The sequence below is a fragment of the Microbacterium sp. NPDC057407 genome (assembly GCF_042803895.1).
Lineage (GTDB): Bacteria > Actinomycetota > Actinomycetes > Actinomycetales > Microbacteriaceae > Microbacterium.
Map to the genome: position 1 here is coordinate 543,614 of NZ_JBHVCA010000002.1, position 22,925 is coordinate 566,538.

The 22,925-nt window shown below is 68.6% G+C and carries 20 protein-coding genes and 2 tRNA genes; 6 read left to right on the plus strand and 16 right to left on the minus strand.

What is annotated here, in order from left to right; genetic code table 11:
• Positions 1-4 precede the first annotated feature (4 nt).
• The gene (valS, locus tag ACFUTX_RS07475; protein ID WP_378862134.1) at positions 5-2,584 is read left to right on the plus strand and encodes a valine--tRNA ligase; all 2,580 of its coding nucleotides are present in this window, start codon (positions 5-7) and stop codon (positions 2,582-2,584) included.
• 1 nt (position 2,585) lies between these two features.
• Positions 2,586-2,834 carry a hypothetical protein gene (locus ACFUTX_RS07480; protein ID WP_378862137.1) on the plus strand — a complete coding sequence of 83 codons (249 nt, stop codon included), beginning with the start codon at positions 2,586-2,588 and terminating at the stop codon, positions 2,832-2,834.
• Positions 2,835-2,840: 6 nt separating this feature from the next.
• On the opposite strand, the gene ACFUTX_RS07485 is transcribed toward ACFUTX_RS07480, so the two are convergent.
• The 3 genes from ACFUTX_RS07485 to ACFUTX_RS07495 are packed head-to-tail and all read right to left on the minus strand — an operon-like array spanning position 2,841 to position 4,950.
• Positions 2,841-4,112: an MFS transporter gene (locus tag ACFUTX_RS07485; protein WP_378862140.1), complete on the minus strand. Its 1,272-nt coding sequence runs from the start codon at positions 4,110-4,112 to the stop codon at positions 2,841-2,843.
• Complete coding sequence (locus ACFUTX_RS07490) at positions 4,109-4,315, minus strand: hypothetical protein (protein WP_378862142.1); 207 nt, start codon at positions 4,313-4,315, stop codon at positions 4,109-4,111. The genes ACFUTX_RS07485 and ACFUTX_RS07490 overlap by 4 nt, the downstream gene beginning before the upstream one ends.
• Complete coding sequence (locus ACFUTX_RS07495; protein WP_378862145.1) at positions 4,312-4,950, minus strand: ArsR/SmtB family transcription factor; 639 nt, start codon at positions 4,948-4,950, stop codon at positions 4,312-4,314. The genes ACFUTX_RS07490 and ACFUTX_RS07495 overlap by 4 nt, the downstream gene beginning before the upstream one ends.
• 104 nt (positions 4,951-5,054) lie before the next feature.
• On the opposite strand from ACFUTX_RS07495, the gene ACFUTX_RS07500 reads away from it, so the two are divergent.
• Entirely contained in the window at positions 5,055-7,106 is a 2,052-nt protein-coding gene (locus tag ACFUTX_RS07500; RefSeq protein ID WP_378862148.1) for a M3 family metallopeptidase, read from the plus strand.
• A gap of 18 nt (positions 7,107-7,124) precedes the next feature.
• On the opposite strand, the gene ACFUTX_RS07505 is transcribed toward ACFUTX_RS07500, so the two are convergent.
• The 7 genes from ACFUTX_RS07505 to ACFUTX_RS07535 all read right to left on the minus strand — a co-directional run bounded on the left by ACFUTX_RS07505 (position 7,125) and on the right by ACFUTX_RS07535 (position 13,250).
• The gene (locus tag ACFUTX_RS07505; protein ID WP_378862151.1) at positions 7,125-8,243 is read right to left on the minus strand and encodes an epoxide hydrolase family protein; all 1,119 of its coding nucleotides are present in this window, start codon (positions 8,241-8,243) and stop codon (positions 7,125-7,127) included.
• Between the two features lie 68 nt (positions 8,244-8,311).
• Positions 8,312-9,580 carry an ATP-dependent Clp protease ATP-binding subunit ClpX gene (gene clpX, locus ACFUTX_RS07510; RefSeq protein ID WP_378862154.1) on the minus strand — a complete coding sequence of 423 codons (1,269 nt, stop codon included), beginning with the start codon at positions 9,578-9,580 and terminating at the stop codon, positions 8,312-8,314.
• 164 nt (positions 9,581-9,744) lie between these two features.
• Positions 9,745-10,422 (minus strand): ATP-dependent Clp protease proteolytic subunit, encoded by a 678-nt coding sequence (locus ACFUTX_RS07515; protein WP_378862157.1) that lies wholly within the window; start codon positions 10,420-10,422, stop codon positions 9,745-9,747.
• Positions 10,423-10,454: 32 nt separating this feature from the next.
• Positions 10,455-11,039, minus strand: coding sequence for an ATP-dependent Clp protease proteolytic subunit (locus ACFUTX_RS07520; protein ID WP_378862160.1), 585 nt, complete (start codon positions 11,037-11,039; stop codon positions 10,455-10,457).
• A gap of 80 nt (positions 11,040-11,119) precedes the next feature.
• Entirely contained in the window at positions 11,120-11,605 is a 486-nt protein-coding gene (locus ACFUTX_RS07525) for a tetratricopeptide repeat protein (protein WP_378862163.1), read from the minus strand.
• A gap of 62 nt (positions 11,606-11,667) precedes the next feature.
• Positions 11,668-13,095 (minus strand): trigger factor, encoded by a 1,428-nt coding sequence (tig, locus tag ACFUTX_RS07530; RefSeq protein WP_378862165.1) that lies wholly within the window; start codon positions 13,093-13,095, stop codon positions 11,668-11,670.
• Positions 13,096-13,176: 81 nt separating this feature from the next.
• Positions 13,177-13,250: transfer RNA gene (locus tag ACFUTX_RS07535), tRNA-Pro, on the minus strand.
• Positions 13,251-13,497: 247 nt separating this feature from the next.
• Here ACFUTX_RS07535 and ACFUTX_RS07540 point away from each other — a divergent pair.
• Positions 13,498-13,571, plus strand: a tRNA-Gly gene (locus ACFUTX_RS07540).
• A gap of 237 nt (positions 13,572-13,808) precedes the next feature.
• Here the strand turns inward: ACFUTX_RS07540 and ACFUTX_RS07545 are convergent.
• From ACFUTX_RS07545 to nhaA, 3 genes are read right to left on the minus strand one after another with little or no spacing between them, the layout of a single operon-like run.
• Positions 13,809-14,162 carry a UBP-type zinc finger domain-containing protein gene (locus tag ACFUTX_RS07545; protein WP_378862168.1) on the minus strand — a complete coding sequence of 118 codons (354 nt, stop codon included), beginning with the start codon at positions 14,160-14,162 and terminating at the stop codon, positions 13,809-13,811.
• 33 nt (positions 14,163-14,195) lie between these two features.
• Positions 14,196-15,833, minus strand: coding sequence for an FAD-dependent oxidoreductase (locus ACFUTX_RS07550; protein ID WP_378862171.1), 1,638 nt, complete (start codon positions 15,831-15,833; stop codon positions 14,196-14,198).
• Between the two features lie 10 nt (positions 15,834-15,843).
• Positions 15,844-17,739, minus strand: coding sequence for a Na+/H+ antiporter NhaA (gene nhaA, locus ACFUTX_RS07555; RefSeq protein WP_378862174.1), 1,896 nt, complete (start codon positions 17,737-17,739; stop codon positions 15,844-15,846).
• Positions 17,740-17,892: 153 nt separating this feature from the next.
• Here nhaA and ACFUTX_RS07560 point away from each other — a divergent pair, with 153 nt between their 5' ends.
• Positions 17,893-18,804, plus strand: a complete 912-nt coding sequence (locus ACFUTX_RS07560) for an alpha/beta fold hydrolase (protein WP_378862177.1) — start codon at positions 17,893-17,895, stop codon at positions 18,802-18,804.
• A gap of 10 nt (positions 18,805-18,814) precedes the next feature.
• Here ACFUTX_RS07560 and ACFUTX_RS07565 read toward each other — a convergent pair whose 3' ends face one another.
• Positions 18,815-19,357, minus strand: a complete 543-nt coding sequence (locus ACFUTX_RS07565) for a gamma carbonic anhydrase family protein (RefSeq protein WP_378862180.1) — start codon at positions 19,355-19,357, stop codon at positions 18,815-18,817.
• Positions 19,358-19,391: 34 nt separating this feature from the next.
• A complete protein-coding gene (locus ACFUTX_RS07570; protein ID WP_378862183.1) occupies positions 19,392-21,536 on the minus strand; it encodes an acyltransferase family protein in 2,145 nt (714 codons plus the stop codon).
• 171 nt (positions 21,537-21,707) lie between these two features.
• Between ACFUTX_RS07570 and ACFUTX_RS07575 the strand changes: the two genes are divergently transcribed.
• The gene (locus ACFUTX_RS07575; protein ID WP_378862186.1) at positions 21,708-22,190 is read left to right on the plus strand and encodes a Dps family protein; all 483 of its coding nucleotides are present in this window, start codon (positions 21,708-21,710) and stop codon (positions 22,188-22,190) included.
• 61 nt (positions 22,191-22,251) lie between these two features.
• On the opposite strand, the gene ACFUTX_RS07580 is transcribed toward ACFUTX_RS07575, so the two are convergent.
• Positions 22,252-22,917 (minus strand): response regulator, encoded by a 666-nt coding sequence (locus tag ACFUTX_RS07580; protein ID WP_378862188.1) that lies wholly within the window; start codon positions 22,915-22,917, stop codon positions 22,252-22,254.
• Positions 22,918-22,925: the final 8 nt, after the last annotated feature.

A 22,925-nucleotide genomic window follows, 5' to 3' on the forward strand; every position in this document is an offset into this window, starting at 1 on the left:
CCGTATGCCCGACGCGCAGATTCCCGACAAGCCCGCCCTCGAGGGTCTCGAAGCCAAGTGGGATGCGGCCTGGACCGCCCAGGGCACCTACCTCTTCGACCGCGCGAAGGCGTCCGAGGTCGGGCGCAACGGCATCTTCTCGATCGACACTCCCCCGCCCACCGCGTCGGGCAGCCTGCACATCGGCCACGTCTTCAGCTACACGCACACGGATGTGAAGGTGCGCTTCGAGCGCATGCGGGGCAAGACGGTGTTCTACCCGATGGGCTGGGACGACAACGGCCTCCCGACCGAGCGTCGGGTGCAGAACTACTACGGCGTGCGCTGCGATCCGTCGCTCCCGTACGACCCCGCCTTCGTCCCGCCCTTCGAGGGCGGTGACAACAAGTCCAGTCGAGCGGCCGACCAGGTGCCGGTGAGCCGCCGCAATTTCATCGAGCTGTGCGAGAAGCTCACGGTCGAGGACGAGAAGCACTTCGAAGCACTCTGGAGGTCGCTGGGACTCAGCGTCGACTGGACGCAGACCTACCGGACCATCTCGGACGACACCATCCGCACGAGCCAGCTCGCCTTCCTCCGCAATCTCGAGCGCGGCGAGGCCTACCAGGCTCTCGCGCCCACCCTGTGGGACATCGACTTCCGCAGTGCGATCGCCCAGGCGGAACTGGAAGACCGCGACCAGCCCGCTGCGTACCACCGTGTCGCCTTCCACAAGAGCGACGGAACCGGCGACGTCCACATCGAGACGACGCGCCCCGAGCTGCTCCCCGCGTGCGTGGCGCTCGTCGCGCACCCGGACGACCCGCGTTACCAGCCGCTGTTCGGCTCGACCGTGCGCACGCCGCTCTTCGACGTCGAGGTGCCCGTGCTCGCTCACCCGCTCGCGCAGCAGGACAAGGGCTCGGGCATCGCGATGATCTGCACCTTCGGAGACGTCACCGACATCATCTGGTGGCGAGAGCTCGATCTGCCCAACCGCACCATCCTCGGCCAGGACGGCCGTGTGATCGCCGAGGCGCCCGAGGTCATCACGTCCGACGCGGGCAGGGCGGCGTACGCCGAACTCGCGGGCAAGACGGTCTTCAGCGCGAAGAAGCGCATCGTGGAGCTGCTCCAGGAGTCGGGCGAGATGGAGGGCGACCCGAAGCCCTTCACCCACGCCGTGAAGTTCTACGAGAAGGGCGACCGCCCCCTCGAGATTGTGTCCACGCGGCAGTGGTACATCCGCAACGGCGCCCGCGACGAGGCCCTCCGCGAGAAGCTCATCGCGCTCGGGCAGGGCATGTCGTGGCATCCGGACTTCATGCGGGTGCGTTTCGAGAACTGGACTCACGGCCTCACCGGAGACTGGCTCGTCTCACGCCAGCGCTTCTTCGGCGTCCCGATCCCCGTCTGGTACGCGCTCGACGCGAACGGGGAGCGGGACTACACCCGCGTCCTCACTCCCGACACCGGCACCCTGCCCGTTGATCCCAGCACTGACGTGCCCCCGGGCTACACGGAAGACCAGCGCGGGATCCCCGGCGGGTTCGAGGGCGAGAACGACATCTTCGACACGTGGGCGACCTCGTCGCTCACGCCTCAGCTCGCCGGCGGCTGGGAGCGCGATCCCGAGCTGTGGAGCCTCGTGGCTCCCTTCGATCTCCGCCCTCAGGGTCAGGACATCATCCGCACGTGGCTGTTCTCGACCCTGCTGCGCAGCGCGCTCGAGGACGATCGGGCGCCGTGGAGCGACGCGGCCATCTCGGGATTCATCGTCGACCCGGACCGCAAGAAGATGTCGAAGTCGAAGGGCAACGTGGTCACGCCCGCGGACATCCTCGCCCAGCACGGCTCGGACGCCGTCCGGTACTGGGCGGCATCGAGCCGCCTCGGCACGGATGCCGCGTTCGATCCCCAGAACCCGACCCAGATCAAGATCGGGCGACGGCTGGCGATCAAGGTGCTCAACGCCGCCAAGTTCGTGCTGTCGTTCCCCGTCCCGGACGACGCCCGCGTGACGCACGCTCTCGATGCGTCGATGCTGGCCGCCCTCGACATGGTCGTACAGGAGGCCACGCGGGCGCTCGACGCGTATGACCACGCCCGGGCTCTGGAACTCACGGAGTCCTTCTTCTGGACGTTCTGCGACGACTACCTCGAACTGGTCAAGGAGCGCGCGTACGATCGCACGGATGTCGGACAGGCCTCCGCTGCGCTGGCCCTGCGCACGGCCCTGTCGACAATGCTGCGCCTGTTCGCGCCGGTGATCTCCTTCGCCACCGAAGAGGCGTGGTCGTGGTTCAACGAAGGGTCGATCCACACCGCGGGATGGCCCGAGCCGCTGGGCGTGGATGGCGATCGGTCGGTGCTGACAATCCTCGGCGAAGCCCTCATCGGGATCCGGCGCGCCAAGACCGAGGCGAAGGCGTCCCAGAAGACGCCGGTGACGCGGGTGACGATCGCGGGCCCCGACTCCGCCCTGGCCGCCCTGCGGCTGGCCGAGGGCGACCTGAAGGCCGTCGGCCGGATCGGCGAGATCGTCTACGCGCCGGCGGACGAGCTGGTCGTGTCCGACATCGAACTCGCTCCGCAGGAGGGCTGACATGCAACTCGGAACGCGCTGGACGTCGGGGGACGAACCCCCGAAAGCGGTGCCGGACGCCCTGCGCCGCGGCATCGAGGCGGTCGACCTGACGATCCCCGCCGACCAGTTCGGCCAGCCGCGGCCGCGCTGGACCCTGACGTGGCTCGAAGGGCGCCCGATCGCCGAACTCGACACCGGGGTGATCGTGTCGCTCGACGCCGACGGGAATCCCGTTGCCCGCAATGACCCCGAGGACGGGTTCGGCTGAGCCGGCTCAGTCCTCCGGCGTCGTGTGCCGTGAGGCCTCGAGCAGAAGCCGCACCGCCGCAAGAGTCGCCACGAGCGTGACCCCGCCGGCGCTCACGTACGGCAAGCGCAGGTCGTAGCGGGCTACCCAGCCGCCGAGGAGTGTGGCGAACGGGAAGATGCCCCATGTCACCGTGCGGATGATCCCCAGCACGCGTCCGAAGAGGTGACCGGGCACGATCGCCTGACGCAACGCACCCCACGGCACATTCCACACCGATACGGCGCAGGCCATCAGCGCGTACGCGACGGTTCCGGTGACGATCTCGGGCGCCGCCCAGACGGCGACGAGGGATGCCGCGGCGACGATGTTGGCGCCGAGCATCACCACTCCGCGACCGAACCTCGCGACGAGCGTGCCCGCGATCAGCGAGCCCGCGAGCGCGCCCAGCCCGATCCCGGCCGTTACCAGCCCGATAGCCGCCGGGACGACGCCCAGTTCGTCGAGGAAGTAGAGGAACGTCGGTGCCTGCGCGAAGGAGAATGCGGAGCCGACGACGGCGGTGAAGACCACCATCGAGCGAAGGAACCGGTGCCGCCGCAGGTAGCGGATCGCCTGCGCGGCGGACGTCGAGGGACGAGAGGTGGCGGGCTGCTCCGTGTCGAGGAGCGGGCGGGCCGCGGAGAGCGGAAGCATCGCCGCCAGCACGATCGGGATGAGGTAGCCGGCGGCTCCCACCCACATAGGCAGCGCGAGCGAGACCGCGAACAGGACGCCGCCTATGGGCGTGGCGATGAAGTTGTCGATCGTGATCTGCGCAGCCTGCAGGAAGCCGTTCGCGCGGTCGAGCGAGCGCCGTTCGACCAGGTTGGGGACGATGGCGTTCGTCGCGTTGTCGAAGAGCGTCTCACCGAGACCGAAGACAAGGGTCGCCGCGAAGAGCCACCAGATGTCCAGTGCCCCGGCGACGGTCAGGACGGCCAGCGCGACGGCGGCGAGACCGCGGAGCGCGTTCGCGAGCGCCATGATGCGCCGCCGGTCGAATCTGTCGACGATCATTCCCGCGGGAAGGCCGAACACCAGCCAGGGGATGAACGCGAGCGCGCCGAGGGCGGCGATCGCCAGCGGGTCGCGGGTGAGCGTCGTCGCGATCAGAGGAACCGCGACGCGACCCAGGCCGTCCGCGAGGTTGCTGAAGGCCGCCGCCGTCCACAGCTTCCCGAAGTCCCGACCGAGCGGGGTCCTTCGGCTCGCGATGGCCCCGTCGTCGGCGTGCCTCGTGTCGACGGCCTCTGTCACCTCGGAAGCATCCCGATCGAGCCCATCGCCATTGCGTCGGCGCGCCTCTCGCCGGCAGCGAAGCGCGCGGGCCAGGTGCGTGACGAGGACGCTCGATGCTCGAGCCGACCCGCCACGAAGCGGTCCATCGCCGCAGCGGTGACCAGAAGCATCCGCTCGAAACGCGTGACGCGCGCGGACCGGGGACCGATGAGTGCGGTCATGACTTTTCTCCCAATGACGGAAGCGGGAAGAGGTCGGCCCTGATGGTGACGGGTCGCACGTTCTCGCCGGTTTGATCTCGGTAGTTGTCGACGGCCTCGTCGATCAAGGCCATGATCCTCAGCGCGAGTTCTTTGCTCTGCTCAGGGGTCAGCCGGGCGGTCGCCGTCGAGATGAGCGTGCCGTCCTGCCAGATCTCGTCCTCGCCGTCGATGCCGCGGTTGACGAAGTCGAGCAGCTGGTCGTTGCGATTGCGCAGGAACTCGTTCATCACGACCTGTGTCGCGGCGCGACCCGCAGGTGTCGTCATCGCGTCGGGGCTGGCGAACGACACACCCCCGACGGGCCGTTCCCACCATCGCTCCCGTGCGGTCCCGCGGTCGGCCGCCTCGCGGATCAGATCGTGCTTCGCAAGCGCCCGTAGGTGATAGCTCGTAGAGCCGGTGGACTCCCCCAGTCGCTCCGCCAGGGAGCTGGCGGTCTGTGGGCCGTACTGGCTCAGGATGTCGTAGATCCGCACTCTCAGCGGATGGGCCAAGGCGCGAAGGGCCCCGGAATCCAGGACGCGGTCTTGGTTGTGCCGCTGCTCGGCACGGCTGACGGCATCCGCCGAGTCGGCACTCTCCGTGGTTCCCATGAGGACACCGTAGCCATGCAAACACTCCTTTGCAAGGATTTCTTTGCAACAGAATGTTTGCAAAGCAACGTCGGTACCTGCCGCAGCCTCGTTAGGCTGAGGGCATGCCGAACGACAACCCGCTGCTGTCCCCCGGTCCGCTCCCCTACGGCCTCCCCGACTACAGGCAGATCCGGCCCGAGCACTACCTGCCGGCGTTCCGCCAGGCCTTCGAGGAGCACAAGCGGGAGGTATCGGCCATCACGCGGGCCCGGTCGATGCCGACCTTCGAGAACACGATGGTGCCGCTCGAAGAGAGCGGAAAGCTCCTCGGCGACGTCGCGCGGACGTTCTACACCGTCTCATCGGCCGACGCGACACCTGAGATCCAGGCGATCGAGGAAGAGCTGGCTCCGCTGATGGCCGCTCACCAGGACTCGATCCAGCTCGACCCGGACCTCTTCTGGCGCGTCAAGACGCTGCACGATCAGCTGGAGACACTCGACCTCGGCGACGAGGAGCGCTATCTCGTCGAACGGCACTTCCGCGAGATGAGCCACGCGGGCGCCGGCCTGGACTCGGCCGCGAAGGAGCGACTCACCGCGATCAACCAGCGCCTGTCCACGCTCACCACGTCATTCGAGAAGAACCTCCTGAACGACACCAACGAGCTGGCGGTCGTCTTCGACGCAGCGGAAGAGCTCGACGGGCTCACCGAGGGCGAACTCTCCGCGGCTGCCCAGGCGGCATCGGATCGCGGGCTCGACGGATCCTACGTCGTGACGCTGACGTTGTTCACCGGGCATCCGTATCTCGCATCCCTGACGAACCGCCGCAGCCGCAAGCGGATCCTGGATGCCTCGCGTTCGCGTGGCTCGCGAGGAAACGAACACGACAACAGGGCCGTGCTGCTCGAGATCGTCCTGCTCCGGGCCGAGCGCGCCGCTCTTCTCGGCTATGAGACACACGCCGCATACGTCACCTCCGACGAGACCGCCGGCTCGCCCCAGGCGGTCCACGACCTGCTGCGCCGTCTCGCCGCGCCGGCGGCTCGGAACGCGCACCGCGAGCAGTCCGCCCTCGAGGCGGTGATCGCTGCGGAGTCCGACCCCTTCCCGCTGGAAGCCCATGACTGGGCGTACTACACCGAGAAGGTGCGCGCCGCCCAGTACGAGGTGGATCGCACAGCCCTGAGACCGTGGTTCGAAGCCGAGCGCGTGCTGCAGGACGGCGTGTTCCGGGCGGCGTCCGCGTTGTACGGGATCACCTTCACCGAACGCCCCGACATCCCGGCGTACCACGCCGACGCCCGTCCCTTCGAGATCCACAACGCCGACGGTTCGGAGTTGGGCCTGTTCATCCTCGACCTCTACACGCGCGACACCAAGCGGGGTGGAGCGTGGATGAACTCGATCGTCTCGCAGTCACGGCTCCGCGGTACGCGCCCGGTCGTCGTCAACAACCTCAACGTACCCAAGCCCGCGCCCGGCAAGCCCACCCTCCTCACGCTCGATGAAGTGACGACGCTCTTCCACGAGTTCGGGCACGCGCTCCATGGACTGTTCGCCACGGTGACGTACCCCCACTTCGCGGGCACCAACGTCTTCCGCGACTTCGTCGAGTTCCCGAGCCAGGTCAACGAGATGTGGATCTACTGGCCCGAGATCCTCGGCGCCTACGCACGCCACGTCGACACCGGAGAACCGCTGCCCGCCGACGTGGTCGAAAGACTGCGCGCATCGGAGACGTTCAATCAGGGATTCGCCACCAGCGAGTACTTGGCCGCATCGTGGCTGGATCAGGCGTGGCACTCCCTGGACGTGAACGCCGCAGCCCAGCAGATCGACGTGGCCGAGTTCGAAGCCGCGGCTCTCCGCGACATCGGCCTCGACAATCCGGTCGTGCCGACGAGGTACTCGTCGACGTACTTCGCACACGTCTTCTCGGGCGGCTACAGCGCCGGCTACTACTCCTACATCTGGAGCGAGGTCCTCGACGCCGACACGGTGGAGTGGTTCCGCGAGAACGGAGGGCTCACCCGCGAGAACGGGGACCGGTTCCGCGAGCGTCTGCTCGGCGTCGGCGGGGCGAAGGACCCGCTTGCCGCGTACCGGGACTTCCGGGGACGAGACGCCGAGATCCAGCCGCTCCTCGAACGCCGAGGCCTCGCGAGCTGATCACGACGTGGCGCCGCATCACAGCAGCCGAAGATCCCGCGCGAAGGCACGGATGCGATGCGCCATCGACTCGGGAACTTCCGCGACCGTGAAATGCCCGCCCTCTTCGAGACGCTCGAACACGCGAAGATCGCGGTAGTGCGCGCGGGCGAGCGACTCGGGGTAGTCGGCTTCGTGCCGCTGGATGAAGACAGCGGCAGGCACCGGCGCCTCGGGGATCGGATCCGGGGTGTCTGCACCCTCGTAGTACGGGCGGAAGGATGACGCGATCGACTGCGTCGCCCAATAGATGGTGGCCTCGGTCAGGATGCGGTCGCGGCTGATCCGCGTTTCGAGGCGTGCGGGGTGGTCGTGGGGCGTGTCGCTCCACTCGGCGAGCTTCTCGGTCAGCCACGCGAGCAGGCCCGCAGGCGAATCGTTCAGTGCGGCAGCGATCGTGTCGGGCCGCGTGGCCTGAACGTGGCCGTAGGCACCGTGACGCTCGTGATCGTCGGCGATGCGCGCGAAGAATGCCCGCTCGCGTTCGTCCGCGAGCCGTGCGCGCTCGGCACGGGAGGGAAAGAACGCGTGCGTGGCGATGATGCCGGTGACCGACTCGGGGTAGGTGGCGGCGAGCAGTTCGCTGACGTTCGCAGAGACGTCCTCACCGTACGTCAGGTATCGGCGATACCCGAGCACGTCCGTCATGAGGGCGTGCATCGTCCGCGCGAGCCGGGGCGCGGTGATCGGCGCGTCGGCGTACGGCGACGAGAATCCGAAGCCGGGAAGGCTCGGCACGACGAGGTGGAAGTCGGGGAGGAGGTCGGCGAGAGCGAGCTGGAGGGCGAACGTGTGCGGCCACCCGTGCATGACCAGAAGCGCGGGCGCTTTCTCGTCTGCGCAAGGACGGTGCACGAAGTGGATGTCTGCCCCATCGAGTGCGACAGTGAACTGCGGGTGCTCGTTCAGCCACGCCTCGCGAGCGCGCCAGTCGAAGGACCGCCAGGAGGACACGAGCTCGGCGAGATAAGCGGCCGACATTCCAGACCAGGGTTTGCGCGGTGAGTCGGCCAGCAGCCGGGCATGATCGAGGCGCGCGTGCAGGTCTGTGAGCGTGCGCTCCGGAATGCGAACGGCGAACGGCGTGGGTGTCGGCACACCGTCACGCTAGACGGACCCCCGGACACGGTGATCCGTCCGGGTGCGCGCGACGAGCGGGGCGTCAGTCAGGCGCTCTTGCGCTTCTGCCGAAGCACCAGCGTGGGAGGTGCGCCCTCTTCGACGGCCGCGCGCGTGACGATCACTTTGTCGACGTCATCGGTGGACGGGATCTCGAACATGATCGGGCCGAGGACGTCTTCGAGGATCGCACGCAGACCACGCGCGCCCGTCTTGCGCTCCACCGCCAGATCGGCGATCGCCTCGAGGGCTTCGCGGTCGAACTCGAGTGCCACGCCGTCGAGTTCGAACATGCGGTGATACTGCTTGACCAGCGCGTTCTTGGGCTCGGTGAGGATCTCCATGAGCGCCTCGCGGTCGAGGGGCGACACAGACGCGACGACGGGCAAACGCCCGATGAACTCCGGGATGAGCCCGAACTTGTGCAGATCTTCGGGCTGGACCTCGCTGAACAGACTGAGGTCGTCGCCCTTGTTGTGAAGCGGCGCACCGAAGCCGATGCCGTGCTTGCCGACCCGCGACGAGATGATGTCTTCCAGCCCGGCGAACGCTCCCGCGACGATGAACAGGACGTTCGTCGTGTCGATCTGGATGAACTCCTGATGCGGGTGCTTGCGGCCGCCCTGAGGCGGGACGGATGCGACGGTGCCCTCGAGGATCTTGAGCAGCGCCTGCTGCACTCCCTCGCCCGACACGTCACGGGTGATCGACGGGTTCTCGGCCTTACGGGCGATCTTGTCGACTTCGTCGATGTAGATGATGCCGGTCTCGGCCCGCTTGGTGTCGAAGTCGGCGGCCTGCAGCAGTTTCAGCAGGATGTTCTCGACGTCTTCACCGACGTAGCCCGCCTCGGTCAGCGCGGTCGCATCGGCGACGGCGAACGGGACGTTGAGACGCTTCGCCAGCGTCTGGGCGAGGTAGGTCTTGCCGCACCCCGTCGGGCCGAGGAGGAGGATGTTGCTCTTCGCGATCTCGACTTCGTCGGCCCGCTGCTCGGCGGACTGGATGGTGCCATGGGCGCGGACGCGCTTGTAGTGGTTGTAGACGGCGACGGAGAGGGCCCGCTTGGCGGCGTGCTGCCCGACCACGTACTCCTCGAGGAACCCGAAGATCTCGCGGGGCTTGGGCAGGTCGAAGTCGGTGACGACCCCTGAGCTGGACTCGGCCATCCGCTCTTCGATGATCTCGTTGCACAGTTCGACGCACTCGTCGCAGATGTAGACGCCCGGCCCTGCGATCAGCTGCTGGACCTGCTTCTGGCTCTTCCCGCAGAAGGAGCACTTGAACAGGTCGGCGCTCTCACCGATTCGTGCCATGCGGCTGCCTCTCATCGCGTCCGGGCCGTCTCCCCGGCTGTCCTCCGAGCCTAATCGTTCGAAGCGACATGCGGTGGGATTGCGACACGCGTCGCGCTCGCGCGCGTTCCGCCCACAGCGAAGCCCCGCCGCCCCGGCCGGGGCGACGGGGCTGGGCGCCGCGCTTACTTCGTGAGAGCGGCGGGGGTCCGCTTGCGGGTCGTCAGGACCTGGTCGACGAGACCGTACGCGACCGCCTCTTCGGCGGAGAGGATCTTGTCACGGTCGATGTCCTTGTTGACCTCTTCGACGCTCTTGTTCGAGTGCTTCGACAGCGTCTGCTCGAGCCAGGTGCGCATGCGCATGATCTCTTGGGCCTGGATCTCGATGTCGGACGCCTGACCGTGCCCGGCTTCGCCCATCGCGGGCTGGTGGATCAGGATCCGAGCGTTGGGCAGCGCCAGACGCTTGCCGGGGGCGCCGGCGGCGAGGAGCACCGCCGCCGCCGAGGCAGCCTGGCCGAGGACGACGGTCTGGATCTGCGGCGACACGTACTGCATCGTGTCGTAGATCGCCGTCATCGCGGTGAACGAGCCGCCGGGCGAGTTGATGTACATGATGATGTCGCGGTCGGGATCCTGGCTCTCGAGGACGAGGAGCTGGGCCATCACGTCGTCGGCCGAGGCGTCGTCGACCTGGACGCCGAGGAAGATGACGCGGTCCTCGAAGAGCTTGTTGTAGGGGTCCTGGCGCTTGTAGCCGTAGGCGGTGCGCTCCTCGAACTGCGGAAGGACGTAGCGACTGCCGGGCATCTGGAGGCCCTGGGTTGCCGTGCCTGCGGGTCCGAAGGTGGGGGTCTGCATTGCGGGTTCTCTCTCTTTCGCCTTCGAAGCCGTCAGGCCGCGGTGCCGCCGCCGCCGACCACATCGGTAGCCGACTCGCGGATGTGATCGACGAAGCCGTACTCCAGCGCCTCGTCGGCGCTGAACCAGCGGTCGCGGTCGCCGTCGGCGTTGATCTGCTCGACGCTCTTGCCCGTCTGCGCCGCGGTGATCTCGGCCAGGCGCTTCTTCATGTCGAGGATGAGCTGCGCCTGCGTCTGGATGTCGCTCGCCGTGCCGCCGAATCCGCCGTGAGGCTGGTGGAGCAGCACGCGCGCGTTGGGCGTGATGTAGCGCTTGCCCTTCGTGCCCGCTGTCAGCAGAAGCTGACCCATCGACGCCGCCATGCCGATGCCGACCGTGACGATGTCGTTGGGGACGAACTGCATGGTGTCGTAGATCGCCATGCCGGCCGTGATCGAGCCGCCGGGCGAGTTGATGTAGAGGTAGATGTCCTTCTCGGAGTCCTCGGCGGCGAGAAGGAGGATCTTCGCGCAGATCTCGTTGGCATTCTCATCGCGCACCTCCGACCCCAGCCAGATGATGCGGTCCCTCAGCAGCCTGTCGAAGACGCTCGTCGCGACAAGTGGTTCGGCCATGTGTACTCCTGATTCCGTGGTCGTGCCATCGAATCTACCGGCGCGCCGCGGGCGACCCGCCCGTGTTCGCCCTGGGCAGATCAGCCGCGCGATGCGGCGAGATCTTCGGCGTACCGCGTGACCGCGCCTCGGTAACGGCGGAGGTGCGGGACCAGCGTGAGCAGCGCAACGGATGCCGCGCCGAGCGCGTCTCCTCCAGTGGCCAGCGCCAGCGACAGGAACGCCGCCGCTTCGTCGCGAAGAGGTGAGGCGGGCTCTCTGTCGATCTCCGTGCGGAGGAGGGCGACCGCTTCGTCGGAACGCCCCAGATTGCGCAGCGTGCTGGCGAGCTGGATCACAGCCTGCGGACGGCGCTCCTCATCCAGACCGGCCTCGAGCGCAGCGCGGTAGAGCGGTTCGGCCTCCGCCTCGGCACCGGCGGCGTCGTGCGCGCCAGCCCGCTCGAAAAGACCGCGGGCGTCGGCCGCCGGCAGCTCGCTCGCGAGTGCGTCGATGGCAGCGATGCGTTCGTCGTCGGTGAGTCCGACATCGGCCCAGACGGCGTCGACCCTGCTCTGCCAATCCATCCGGTCTCCTCAGATGAGAAGGGGACGGATGCCGCGGCATCCGTCCCCTGTCGCTGTCGCGACTACTCCTTGTCGGCCGCAGCCTTCTTCTTGCTCGACGCCTTCTTGGCCGGCTTCTTCTCTTCGGCCTCGATCACGGCGTCTGCGTCGGCCGCGGCATCCGCGATCTCCTGCGCCTCTTCGACGACCTCGTCCTCAGCCTCTGCCTCGTCCTCGACGGCGACGAAGCCGGTCAGGTCGACGGGGTTGCCGTTCGTGTCGACGACCGACACCTTGCCGAGGGCGACGGCGAGAGCCTTGTTGCGCGCGACCTCGCCCACCATGGCGGGGAGCTGGTTGCCCTCCTGCAGCGCGTTGACGAAGTCCTGCGGCGCCATGCCGTACTGAGCGGCGGACTGCACCAGGTACTGGGTCAGCTCGTCCTGCGACACCTGCACGTTGACCGACTCGGCGATCTTGTCGAGCAGCATCTGCGTCTTGAACTGCTTCTCGCTGGCCTCGGCGACCTCGGCGCGGTGCACGTCGTCTTCGAGACGGCCCTCGCCCTCGAGGTGGTTGTGCACCTCGTCGTCGATGAGCTGCTGCGGAACCGGGATGTCGACCTGCTCGAGGAGCTGCTCGATGAGCTTGTCGCGCGCAGCGGAGCCCTGGGTGAAGGTCGACTGCTGGCCGACGCGCTCCTTGAGGCTGTCGCGCAGCTCGGCGATGGTGTCGAACTCGCTCGCGATCTGCGCGAAGTCGTCGTCGGCCTCGGGCAGCTCGCGCTCCTTGACGGCCTTGACCGTCACCGAGACCTCGGCCTCTTCGCCGGCGTGGTCGCCACCGACCAGCTTCGAGCGGAAGGTGGTGTCTTCACCCGCGGTGAGCGAGTCGATCGCCTCGTCGATGCCCTCGAGCAGCTCGCCCGAGCCGACCTCGTACGAGACGCCCTCGGCGCGGTCGATCTCGGCGCCGTCGATGGTCGCGACCAGGTCGAGCTCGACGAAGTCGCCCGACGCCGCGGGGCGGTCGACCGTGACAAGGGTGCCGAAACGGGCACGCAGCCGGTCGAGCTCGGCGTCGATGGCCGACTCGTCGACCTCGATGGCGTCGACCTCGACCGTGGTGCCCTCGAAGGACGGCAGCTCGAACTCGGGGCGCACGTCGACCTCGACCTCGACCTCGAGGTCGCCCGAGAAGTCCTTCTCGTTCGGCCACTCGGTCACTTCGGCCGACGGACGGCCCAGCACGCGGAGCTCATTGGCCTCCACGGCCTGGCGGTAGAAGCCGTCGAGGCCTTCGCTCACCGCGTGCTCGAGCACCGCGACACGCCCGATGCGCTGATCGATGATCGGCGCGGGGACCTTGCCCTTGCGGAATCCGGGGATCTGCACGTCCTGCGCGATGTGCTCGTACGCGTGCGCGATGCTCGGCTTGAGCTCTTCGGGCGTGACCGTGATGTGCAGCTTCACCCGGGTCGGGCTGAGCTTCTCGACGGTGCTGTTCACCATGCCTCTTCGTTCTCCTCTATCGGACCGCGCGCGAGCGCGGCGGCTGAAAGTCTGGTTTCGCGGAATCTGCGGCCGTGATTGTCGGGGCGACAGGATTTGAACCTGCGGCCTCCCGCTCCCAAAGCGGGCGCTCTACCAAGCTGAGCTACGCCCCGGGCGGGTTCGCACGCGTGCGTGCGCCTTTCGGCCCCTCGAAGTCTAGCCGACGCGCCCGACCCGTTTCTGCGCGGGCCTCAGATCCGCCCGACCCGCCGGGCGCGGCACTCCGCGCCGGCGAGGGTCTCGTGCGGCCACTCCCCCACCGCGTCGTCGTGGAAGACGTCGGAGCGTCGGGTTCGCGGGTCGAATCGGCATGACCGGCTCGATGTACTACGATTGGTCGGTGCCCGTCCGCGGGCTCACGGGGATGTAGCTCAATGGTAGAGCCTCAGTCTTCCAAACTGATGGTGCGGGTTCGATTCCCGTCATCCCCTCCAAAGGTCCTGATGTGCCGCCGCAGGCGGCGCAGCAGGACCTTTCGCGTGGATGCCGTAGGGACCGACCCGCAGCGGGCGGTCCCGCTCCGCGGAGGCTCCGCGCGCCGCGCAGCGGCGAGTGGAGGGGCGGAGTGGCCGATTCCCGTCATCCCCTCCACAGCTCCGACGGACCGCCTCCAGGCGGTGCGCCGGAGCTTTCGCGTGGATGCCGGTCGGAACCGGCCCGCGGGCGACGGTTCAGCGGCCCGCGGCGGTGAGCAGCGCCCTCCAGTCCAGCGGCACACGTCCTCGCGGTCCGGGCGACGGCTGATCGTCCGGCCGGCTGGTGGGAGGAGCCAGCGGCGGGCCGTCCGCCCAGTCGTCGGCCTCGTAGTCCCACCACCAGTCCTCACCGGGTTCGAAGCTCTGCACCAGACGGTGGCCCGTCTGCCTCGCGTGGGAGGTGGCGTGCTGTCCGAGCGATGAGTCGCAGCATCCGACATGCCCGCACGCCGCGCAGCGGCGCAGGTGCACCCACCAACCGTCGACCGCTTCGCATTCGGCGCAGCCGGGTCCGCTGGGGGGCACGTCGACGTCGATATCACCAGGCACGACTCGGCTCCTCTCGAGCGGCAGGTCCCGGGCTCATCCCGCCAAAGCCCGATGCACGGATGCCACGGCACTCGAGCCCTCGCCGACCGCGGCCGCCACGCGCTTCATCGAGCCGCGGCGGACGTCGCCCGCGGCGAACACGCGAGGCAGCGATGTCTCGAACGGTAGCGGCTCGCGGCCCATGCGCTGCCAATGCTCCAGCGACTGCACGGCGACGTCGGTTCCGGTCCGCAGGAACCCGTCCGCGTCACGGTCCAGCGCGGGAAGCCAGCCCGTGGCGGGATCGGCGCCGATGAAGCAGAACAGCCCGCGCGCGTCGACCTCGCCCAGACTGTCGATGCGCACCCTCTCCAGCGCGGCGGCGCCGTCGAGTCCGACCACCCGCGAACCGAGGTGAACCTGCACGCGCGGCTCCTCCATGAGTCGATCGACAAGGTACGACGACATGCGGCTGCCGAGGTCGGTGCCGCGCACCACCAGGTGGACGGGGCATCCGTTGGCCGCCAGATACAGCGACGCCTGGCCCGCGGAGTTCGCTCCCCCGACCACGACGACGGGCGACTCCGAAACCTGCCGCAGCTCGAGCTGCGTCGCCGCGTAATAGATGCCCGCGCGTTCGAAGTCCGACCACCGCTCCAGATTCAGCCGCCGGTAGCTCGCGCCCGACGTGACGATCGCCGTCCGCGAGCGGATGATGCGGCCATCGCCGAGGGTGATGTCGAGGAGATCGCCGGCGGGCTCCAGCTTCACGGCTTCGCAGGGGGCGTAGACGCGCACTCCGAACTTGAGCGCCTGCAGGCTGGCCTGACCGATCAGGTCTCCCCCGCTGACGCCGAACGGGAATCCCAGGAAGTTCTCGATGCGGGACGTCGACGCGGCTTGGCCCCCCGGCGCGACCGCGTCGAGCAGCACGGTGCTGAGCCCCTCCGAGGCGCCGTAGATCGCTGCGGCGAGGCCCGCGGGGCCACCGCCGACGACGACGAGATCGACGACCTCGTCGCCCGCCGCCTCATACGCCAGCCCGAGTCGCTCGGCGAGCATGCCGGGCGTGGCGCGGGTGATCGGCTCGCCCTGGATGTACGCGATCGGGAGGTCGTCCGTGGAGACCCCCAGCTTGGCATGCGCTCCGAGATCCTCCGGGCCCACCTCGACCGACTTGTGCACCAGATCGAGGCGCTCGGCGAAGCGCTGCAGCGCAAGGAAATCGCTGGACGAGCTTTGGCCGACGAACTTCAGGGTGAGCGCGGCCGGTCCGCGTCGCAGCGACTCACGCCGTGCCCACAGCGCGTGCAGGATGATGTCGCACAGCTCGTCGTCCTCGGCCATGAGCCGGCGAAGTTCGGATCGAGACACCCGGAGCACATGCGTCGGCTGCGTCGCGCGCGCGGAGAGGAAGGCACCCTGGCCGTTGAGCAGCCCGAGTTCGCCCACGAAGGTGCGGGGCCCCGAGTGGGCGATCACGGCTTCGCCGATCCAGAACAGCGAGTCGCGGACGATCTCGACTTCGCCGTCCTCGACGAGGAGCAGGTCGTAGTCGCGATCTCCGGAGCGGAACAGGTAGTCGCCCGCCGCGACGCTCTCCGCCACGCCGAAGCCGCACAGGCGCTCCCACTGTGCGTCGGTGAGGGTGGGCCGCTGCAGGTCAGGGGTGGATTCCGGTGTCGATGCCATCGGACTCAGGCTACTTCTGCCCGGCCAGGTCGGCACCGGCGTTTTCGCGCTCGCTCTCTTCGAGAGCGCGGATCAGCGATTGGGCGTCATAGGGCCCGACATGCCGGCGGCCATTGACGAAGAGTGTCGGCACCGAGGTGATCCCCATCGCCTCGGCGTCGAGCATGTCGTCCTGCACGCGTCCGGTGACCTCCGGGGACGTGAGGTCCTTCTCGAACCGGTCCACGTCGAGCCCCAGGCCACGCGCGAGGCGGACGATGTCGGACGGCCGCTGGTTCTCCTGATCGGCGAACAGCCCGCGCTCGAACTCGAAGAACTTGCCCTGGAGCGCGGCGGCCTCGGATGCCTCTGCGCCGGCGAGCGCGTTGGGGTGGATGTTCGTCAGCGGGGCATGACGCCACACGTACCGGAGTCGGTCGCCCAGGACTTCGTGGACTTCCTGGATGGATCCGGATGCCTTGAGGCAGAAGCCGCACTGGAAGTCGCCGTACTCCACGATCGTGTACGGCGCGTCGGGCGACCCGAACACGTGGTCGCGGCGCGGATCGACCGGCCGCGCCAGGGTCTGGCCGGAGTCCTCTCGCGGACGGATGGCATCCGACACGCGGAACAGGATCGTCGCGAGCAGGAACGCGATGACCGAGGCCGCCAGAACTCCGACTCGGGCCTGATTCTGCGCGTCCTCGTCCGAGATCGCGAGGCCGACGATGAACAGCGAGATGGTGAAGCCGATGCCGCACAGCGCGGCGCCGCCGGCGAGGCGGTCGAGGGTGAGCCCCGGGCCGAACTCGCCCAGCCGGAAGAGCTTGAGGAGTGCCGTCGAACCGAGCACGCCGACCAGTTTTCCGACGACGAGTCCGGCCACGATGCCCCACGTGAGCGGAGAGGAAATCGCACCGGCGAGGATCTCGGGGCTCAGCTCGACTCCGGCGTTCGCGAGGGCGAAGAGCGGCAGGATGACGAAGGCCACGTACGGCGCGTACGCGGACTGCAGCCGCTCGTTGATGGAAATGGACTCGCGGAGGCTGTTGGCCGCGGCGCGCGCGTACTCGGAGTTGGGCGACTGCCGGAACGTGCGAGCCAATTCGAGGGCGTGCTCGACGTCACGCCGATCGGGACGGTACACCGGGACGAGGAGCGCGATGGCGACGCCGGCCAGCGTCGGGTGGACGCCCGAGGCGAGGAACGCCAGCCAGACGATGATCGCGAGCGTGCCGTACACGGGACCGCGACCCATCGGAAGGTAGCGCGTGAAGTAGACGCCGACGAGCCCGATGGCCGCGATGAGGAGCGGCATCGGGTCGAAGTTCTCGGTGTAGACGAGGGCGATGATCGAAAGCGCCCCGATGTCGTCGACGACGGCCAGGGCGAGCAGGAAGACGCGGAGGCGCCCGGGCGCGCGCGGGCCCACGAGCGCGAGGGCCCCGACGAGGAAGGCCGTGTCTGTCGAGATCACGACGCCCCAGGCGTGCTCGTATCCGGAACCCATCGCGACGAGCGCGAACACGAGGGCGGGGAGGGCGAGTCCTGCGACGGCGGCGACCACCGGCACCACGGCGCGAGACCAGCTCGTGAGCTCGCCGATCGCGAACTCGCGCCGCACCTCCAGACCCACCGTGAAGAAGAAGATGGCCATCAGGGCGTCGTTCACGAGCGCGTGCAGGGTGAAGTCGAGCTGGATGTCGCCGACGCCGACCGTCAGATGGGTGTCCCAGAACGCCTCGTACGAGCCGCCCGCGAGGTTCGCCCACCCGATCGCGACAGCCGTCGCGATCACGAGGAGCAGCGCACCCGAGCGGCCGAGACCCATCGCACGGATCTTCTCGGCGATGGAGCGCCGCGAGCGGGAGCGCTCGGGAACCGACTCCGGATCGGGCGTACGCCCCTGGATCGTCACATTCGTCATCACGCGCATTCTGGCACTGGATGGTTTCGTTCGCATGACGAGAGCGGGCGACTCCCTCGCGGAGGGTGATTTCCCGATCTCGTCCTTATGCGAACAGCGCCTGGGCGCGAGAATTCCGCTGAGGCAGATCCCGTGCGCCACGAAGGGAGTGCGATGACCAGACCGACGACGCCGGCGGGCGCGCCGAAGCCCCGCAAGCTCCCCCGGCGCCCCGCCTCGCGCCTGGCGGAGAAATGGACGCGGATCGACGGCGTCGACGTGTTCTACCGGGAGTCGCCCCGCGTCCCCGTCGATGCCCGCGTGATGATGCACGTCCACGGATTCGGGCTGTCGGGCCGCTACCTTCTGCCGACTGCCGAGCGCCTCGCCGACGAGTTCCACACCTTCGTGCCCGACCTCCCCGGCTTCGGCCGCAGCGGCAAGCGCCGCGACATGCTCGACATCCCGGACCTCGCCTCCGCGGCACGAGACTTCATGGATGATCGAGGCGTCGACAAAGCCACGCTCGTCGGAAACTCGATGGGCTGCCCCGTCATCATCGAGTTCGCCCACCACTATCCCGAGCGCATCGATCGGGCTGTGCTGGTGTCGCCCGCAGGCGGCCTCTTCAACCAGCCGCTGCGGCGGGCGATCGCGCAGCTGTCGAAGGACGCCCCCCGTGAACCGACGCGGATGGCTCGGGTCGCGGTGCCCGACTACGTGCGCTTCGGGGTTCCCAGCACGATGCGGATGTTCAAGGCGCTCACGCAGTATCCCTCACTCCAGCGCCTGCTGGAGATGCGCATCCCCACGCTGGTGGTGCTGGGAGAGCGGGATCCCCTTCTCCCCCACGCGCATCGCATCAACGAGGTCGCGAGTCAGACCGACAGCCACGTGCTGGTGGTGCTGCTCGAGGGAGCGGCGCACGCGATCAACTTCAGTCATCCGGGTCAGCTGGCCCACGTCATCCGCCTCTTCATGGACGATCAGCCGATCGTGAACGACCCGTCCTGGCCCGGTCACGTCCGCCTGTACGAAGTCCACCGGGGGACGCACCATCCGCCCCCGAAGGCCCCGTCGTCCTGACCTGCGCCGGTCAGTCCGTCGCGTCGACGGAGGCGCGATGCGCCTGAAGGTGCGCGCGATACGTCTCGGCGTTCCGGATGATGCCCGCCCGCTCCTCGTCGGTGAGCGTCCGGCGGACCTTGGCCGGCACGCCGGCGACGAGCGACCCGGCCGGGATCTCGGTACCCTCCAGCACGACCGCGCCCGCTGCCACGAGGCATCCGCTGCCGACGCGGGCTCCCGACAGGATCACGCTGCCCATGCCGATGAGGGAGCCGTCCCCGATCGTGCAGCCGTGCACGACGGCGTTGTGCCCGACCGACACATCGCGGCCGATGACCACCGGGTGTCCCGCGTCGACGTGCACCGACACGTTGTCCTGCAGGTTGCTCCCCGCGCCCACCGCGATCGCGTCGCTGTCGCCGCGGAGCACCGCGTTGTACCAGACACTCGAACCCTCGGCGAGAGTCACCGCCCCGATCACGCGTGCCCCGGAGGCCACGAACGCCTCCGCGTGCACCTCGGGCGAGCGCCCCGCGACCGTGAGGACGGCGGCGTCGTGGGAGATCGTCATGGGACGACCCTAGGCGACGTCACCTCGTCGCGCGCTACGGCGTGCCCGCATCCAGCCGCTCGCGGATCGCCTCGGTGTACCACGGAGCGAGGGTGTCGGCGAAGGTCACGGTGAGGTGGTCCTGATCGCGGTACACGTTCGCGCCGCCCACGACCGGAGAGCACGTGTCGTCATCGCAGAACACGTCGGTGAAGTCAAGGAGCGTGACAGCGTCACGCTGCGCGGCCGCGCCCCGCAGCGGGTCGTCCGCGGTCAGCAGGTCGGCGCGCGGCCCGGCGCATTCGGACTGATCACGTGTCCGCAGGCACTTGTTCGGATCGGTCTCCCAGACCGGGTTGTCGACGACGGTGATGACAGGGATGCCGCGGTCCAGCACCTCGTCCCACGCTTCGACATAGCCGGCGACGGCGGCGTCATACGCGGAGGCATGACCCGCCGACGAGTACGGCGTGGTCGCGATCGCCGCCGTGAAGACCGCGTCGACGTCCGCCTCGGCGAGAGCGTCGGACACTCCCTGGCGCCACTGCGTGCACGCGTCACCGAACGCGCCCGGCGTGGCGAGTGGCGTGGTGTTCCACGGGCACGCGCCCTTGAACCAGGTGACGAGCTGCCATCCTTCGTCCTCCGCGATCCGCTGGAACGTCGACAGCAGCTGGTAGGCGTGGCTGTCACCGATGAGGGCGACGCGCGGGGCGTCCGGATCGTCCGACCCGAAGGTGCAGGACACCGGGCGGGCATCGGTCAACTGCACGAAGCACTCCTCTTCCTGCGGGCGGTCGATTCCGGCGAATCCCGGTGCGGGCAGGATGGTGTCGCCGAAATCGGCGGTCGCGCACGAGGCGTCCAGCACGGAAGCCGCACCGAAGCACGGCGGTGGGTCTTCGCGGAGCTCCTGGATGGCGCGGGAGCCGGCGGTGTACGCGGGCGCGTTGACGAGCCAGGCGGTCGTCGCCACGCCCGCCACGACCAGCATGGCCGCGAGCGAACTCCACAGGGTGACGCGCGCAGGACGCGACGTGAGCACCTTCCAGCCGCGCACCGGGTCTTCGACGAAACGCTTCGTCAACCACGCGAGGACGAAGCAGAGCCCCAGGAGGGCGACGCGGTGGTAGATCGTGAGGCCCCAGAACGGCACGGACGGGGCGATGATGATGAGCGGCCAGTGCCACAGGTACAGCGAGTACGAGATGTCGCCCACGAACTGTGCCGGACGGATCGACAGCACCCGCGTGGGGAACCACCATCGCTCGGTCTTCGAGGCGGCGATGACGGCCGCGGCGGCCAGGGTCGGCAGCGCAGCCATGTATCCGGGGAAGGGCGTCTGGCCGTCGAACTGGAAGATGACGTACACCAGCACCACCACCCCTCCCCAGCCGAGGAGGAAGCTGGCGACGGCGTTGCGGACGCGCAGGGCGGGGACGAGCGCGATCATCGCTCCGACGCCGAACTGCCACATGCGGCCGAACGTGACGAAGTACGCGGGCGCCGGGTTCGTGATCGTGAAGATCACGCAGAACGCGAACGAGATGACCGACACGACCGCGAGAGTGATGACGACGGCGCGTCGACGGGCTCCGTGGAAGAATCGTACGCCCGCCCACGCGGCCAGCAGCATCAGCAGCGGCCAGAGGACGTAGAACTGCTCCTCGAGCGACAACGACCAATAGTGCTGAACGGTCGTCGGCTCGCCGCCGTGATTCAGGTAGTCGGCGGAGTTGAGCGCGAGGTACCAGTTCTCGACGTAGAACGTGGAGGCGAGGATCTCGCGCACCTCGTTGGGGAGCGCGGACGTCGGCGTCAGGTACGGCGTCATCGCCACGAGCGCGCAGAACAGCAGCACGAGAAGGGATGCCGGCAGCAGGCGCCGCGCCCGACGCGCCCAGAACTGGCCCAGACGCACGGTCCCCGTGGCCGTCAGCTCCCGCGTCAGATGCGACGTGATCAGGAAACCCGAGATGACGAAGAAGATGTCGACGCCGACGTAGCCGCCGGAGAACCGGGCCGGCCAGAAGTGGTACAGCACCACGGCGAGCACCGCGATCGCACGCAGACCCTGCACGTGCGGAAGGAATCTCGACGGCTCGGCGTGCTCGGGAGAACGATCGCGCGGCTCGCTCGTCACCGTGGTCGCGGGCTGACGCAGATGCTGCGGTCCGAGGTCGTGGTCTGCGGAGGGCACTCAACGACGTTAACCCGTCGAACCCGACAATCCGGAAACGAGGGCGCGCCCGGCGAGGCGGCCACGGTAAGCGGAGCCTTCTCTTGCTTGCGGAATGACGGGGCGTGAGTAGCGTTACACGCACCGGAGGGCGCGCGCCGACAGACGCCTTCCTGAAGATGGAGACGAGAGATGCCCAAGACGAACACCACCCCCGCCACCGCTGCCGACCCGACCGTGGCTGCCGCCAGCGCCCAGTTCCTCACTCCCGTCGTTCTCGGCCTCCAGGCCCTCGCCGTCAACGGCAAGCAGGCCCACTGGAACGTCCGGGGCGCGAACTTCATCGCGATCCACGAGCTCCTCGACTCCGTCGTCGCCAACGCCCAGGCGGGCGCCGACCAGGCCGCTGAGAGGATCGTCGCCCTCGGGCTGCCGATCGACGCCCGCGTGGGCACCGTCGCCGCGAAGACCCAGACGGCCGTGCCGGCCGGGTTCACGCAGTGGGATGCCCTCATCCGTGACGTGATCGCCGACATGGACGTCGTCATCACCGACGTGCAGGCGGCGATCGACGGACTCGACGAGTTCGACCTCACCAGCCAGGACGTCGCGATCGGCATCAAGGAGACGCTCGAGAAGGACCGCTGGTTCCTCTTCGCCCACCTGGCCGAGTAACCGCGCAGCTGCGTGCTGAAGACGCCCCCGGGAAGAGTTCCCGGGGGCGTCTGCCGTCGGGTCAGCCGCGCTGGAGGAACGCCAGCACCGCCAGCACCCGGCGGTGCTCGGTTCCGGACTCCTCGAGCCCGAGCTTCGTGAAGATCGCGCTGATGTTCTTCTCGACGGCGCCCACCCCGATGAAGAGCCGTTGCGCGATGCTCGCGTTGCTGCGCCCCTCGGCCATGAGCGTGAGCACGTCCTTCTCGCGCGGGGTGAGGGTCGACAGCGGATCGGGCCTTGCCGCGAGGAGGCCCTGCACCACCAGCGGGTCGAGCACCGTCCCGCGTTCGCGCACACGGCGCACCGCATCGGTGAACTCCTCGAGCGACGTCACGCGGTCCTTGAGGAGGTAGCCGACGCCTCCCTCGCCGCCGGCGAGCAGCTCTCGCGCGTACACGCCTTCCACGTACTGGCTGAGCACGAGGATGCCCAGCTCCGGGAGTGCGGAGCGCAGGGTCAGCGCGGCCCGGATGCCCTCATCGCGAAAGCCGGGTGGCAGCCGCACGTCGAGGATCGCGACATCCGCCCCCGCGTCGCGGACGCGGCGGACGATGTCGTCCGCGTCGCCCCACGCTCCGGCGGTCACGTATCCCGCTTCGTCGAAGAGCCGTACGAGGCCCTCTCGCAGGAGCACGGAGTCCTCGACGAGCACGACCCGAACGGGCGCGGACCGATCGGCGACCATGCTCACAG

Coding starts and splice junctions, on each gene's coding strand:
- ACFUTX_RS07525 (WP_378862163.1), bottom strand. CDS start 11,605: ATGGATTGGCAGAGCAGGGTCGACGCCGTCTGGGCCGATGTCGGACTC.
- nhaA (WP_378862174.1), bottom strand. CDS start 17,739: ATGACGAATGTGACGATCCAGGGGCGTACGCCCGATCCGGAGTCGGTT.
- clpX (WP_378862154.1), bottom strand. CDS start 9,580: ATGGCACGAATCGGTGAGAGCGCCGACCTGTTCAAGTGCTCCTTCTGC.
- ACFUTX_RS07580 (WP_378862188.1), bottom strand. CDS start 22,917: ATGGTCGCCGATCGGTCCGCGCCCGTTCGGGTCGTGCTCGTCGAGGAC.
- ACFUTX_RS07560 (WP_378862177.1), top strand. CDS start 17,893: ATGACCAGACCGACGACGCCGGCGGGCGCGCCGAAGCCCCGCAAGCTC.
- ACFUTX_RS07490 (WP_378862142.1), bottom strand. CDS start 4,315: ATGACCGCACTCATCGGTCCCCGGTCCGCGCGCGTCACGCGTTTCGAG.
- ACFUTX_RS07515 (WP_378862157.1), bottom strand. CDS start 10,422: ATGCAGACCCCCACCTTCGGACCCGCAGGCACGGCAACCCAGGGCCTC.
- ACFUTX_RS07575 (WP_378862186.1), top strand. CDS start 21,708: ATGCCCAAGACGAACACCACCCCCGCCACCGCTGCCGACCCGACCGTG.
- tig (WP_378862165.1), bottom strand. CDS start 13,095: ATGGTGAACAGCACCGTCGAGAAGCTCAGCCCGACCCGGGTGAAGCTG.
- ACFUTX_RS07520 (WP_378862160.1), bottom strand. CDS start 11,039: ATGGCCGAACCACTTGTCGCGACGAGCGTCTTCGACAGGCTGCTGAGG.
- ACFUTX_RS07500 (WP_378862148.1), top strand. CDS start 5,055: ATGCCGAACGACAACCCGCTGCTGTCCCCCGGTCCGCTCCCCTACGGC.
- ACFUTX_RS07550 (WP_378862171.1), bottom strand. CDS start 15,833: ATGGCATCGACACCGGAATCCACCCCTGACCTGCAGCGGCCCACCCTC.
- valS (WP_378862134.1), top strand. CDS start 5: ATGCCCGACGCGCAGATTCCCGACAAGCCCGCCCTCGAGGGTCTCGAA.
- ACFUTX_RS07480 (WP_378862137.1), top strand. CDS start 2,586: ATGCAACTCGGAACGCGCTGGACGTCGGGGGACGAACCCCCGAAAGCG.
- ACFUTX_RS07565 (WP_378862180.1), bottom strand. CDS start 19,357: ATGACGATCTCCCACGACGCCGCCGTCCTCACGGTCGCGGGGCGCTCG.
- ACFUTX_RS07495 (WP_378862145.1), bottom strand. CDS start 4,950: ATGGGAACCACGGAGAGTGCCGACTCGGCGGATGCCGTCAGCCGTGCC.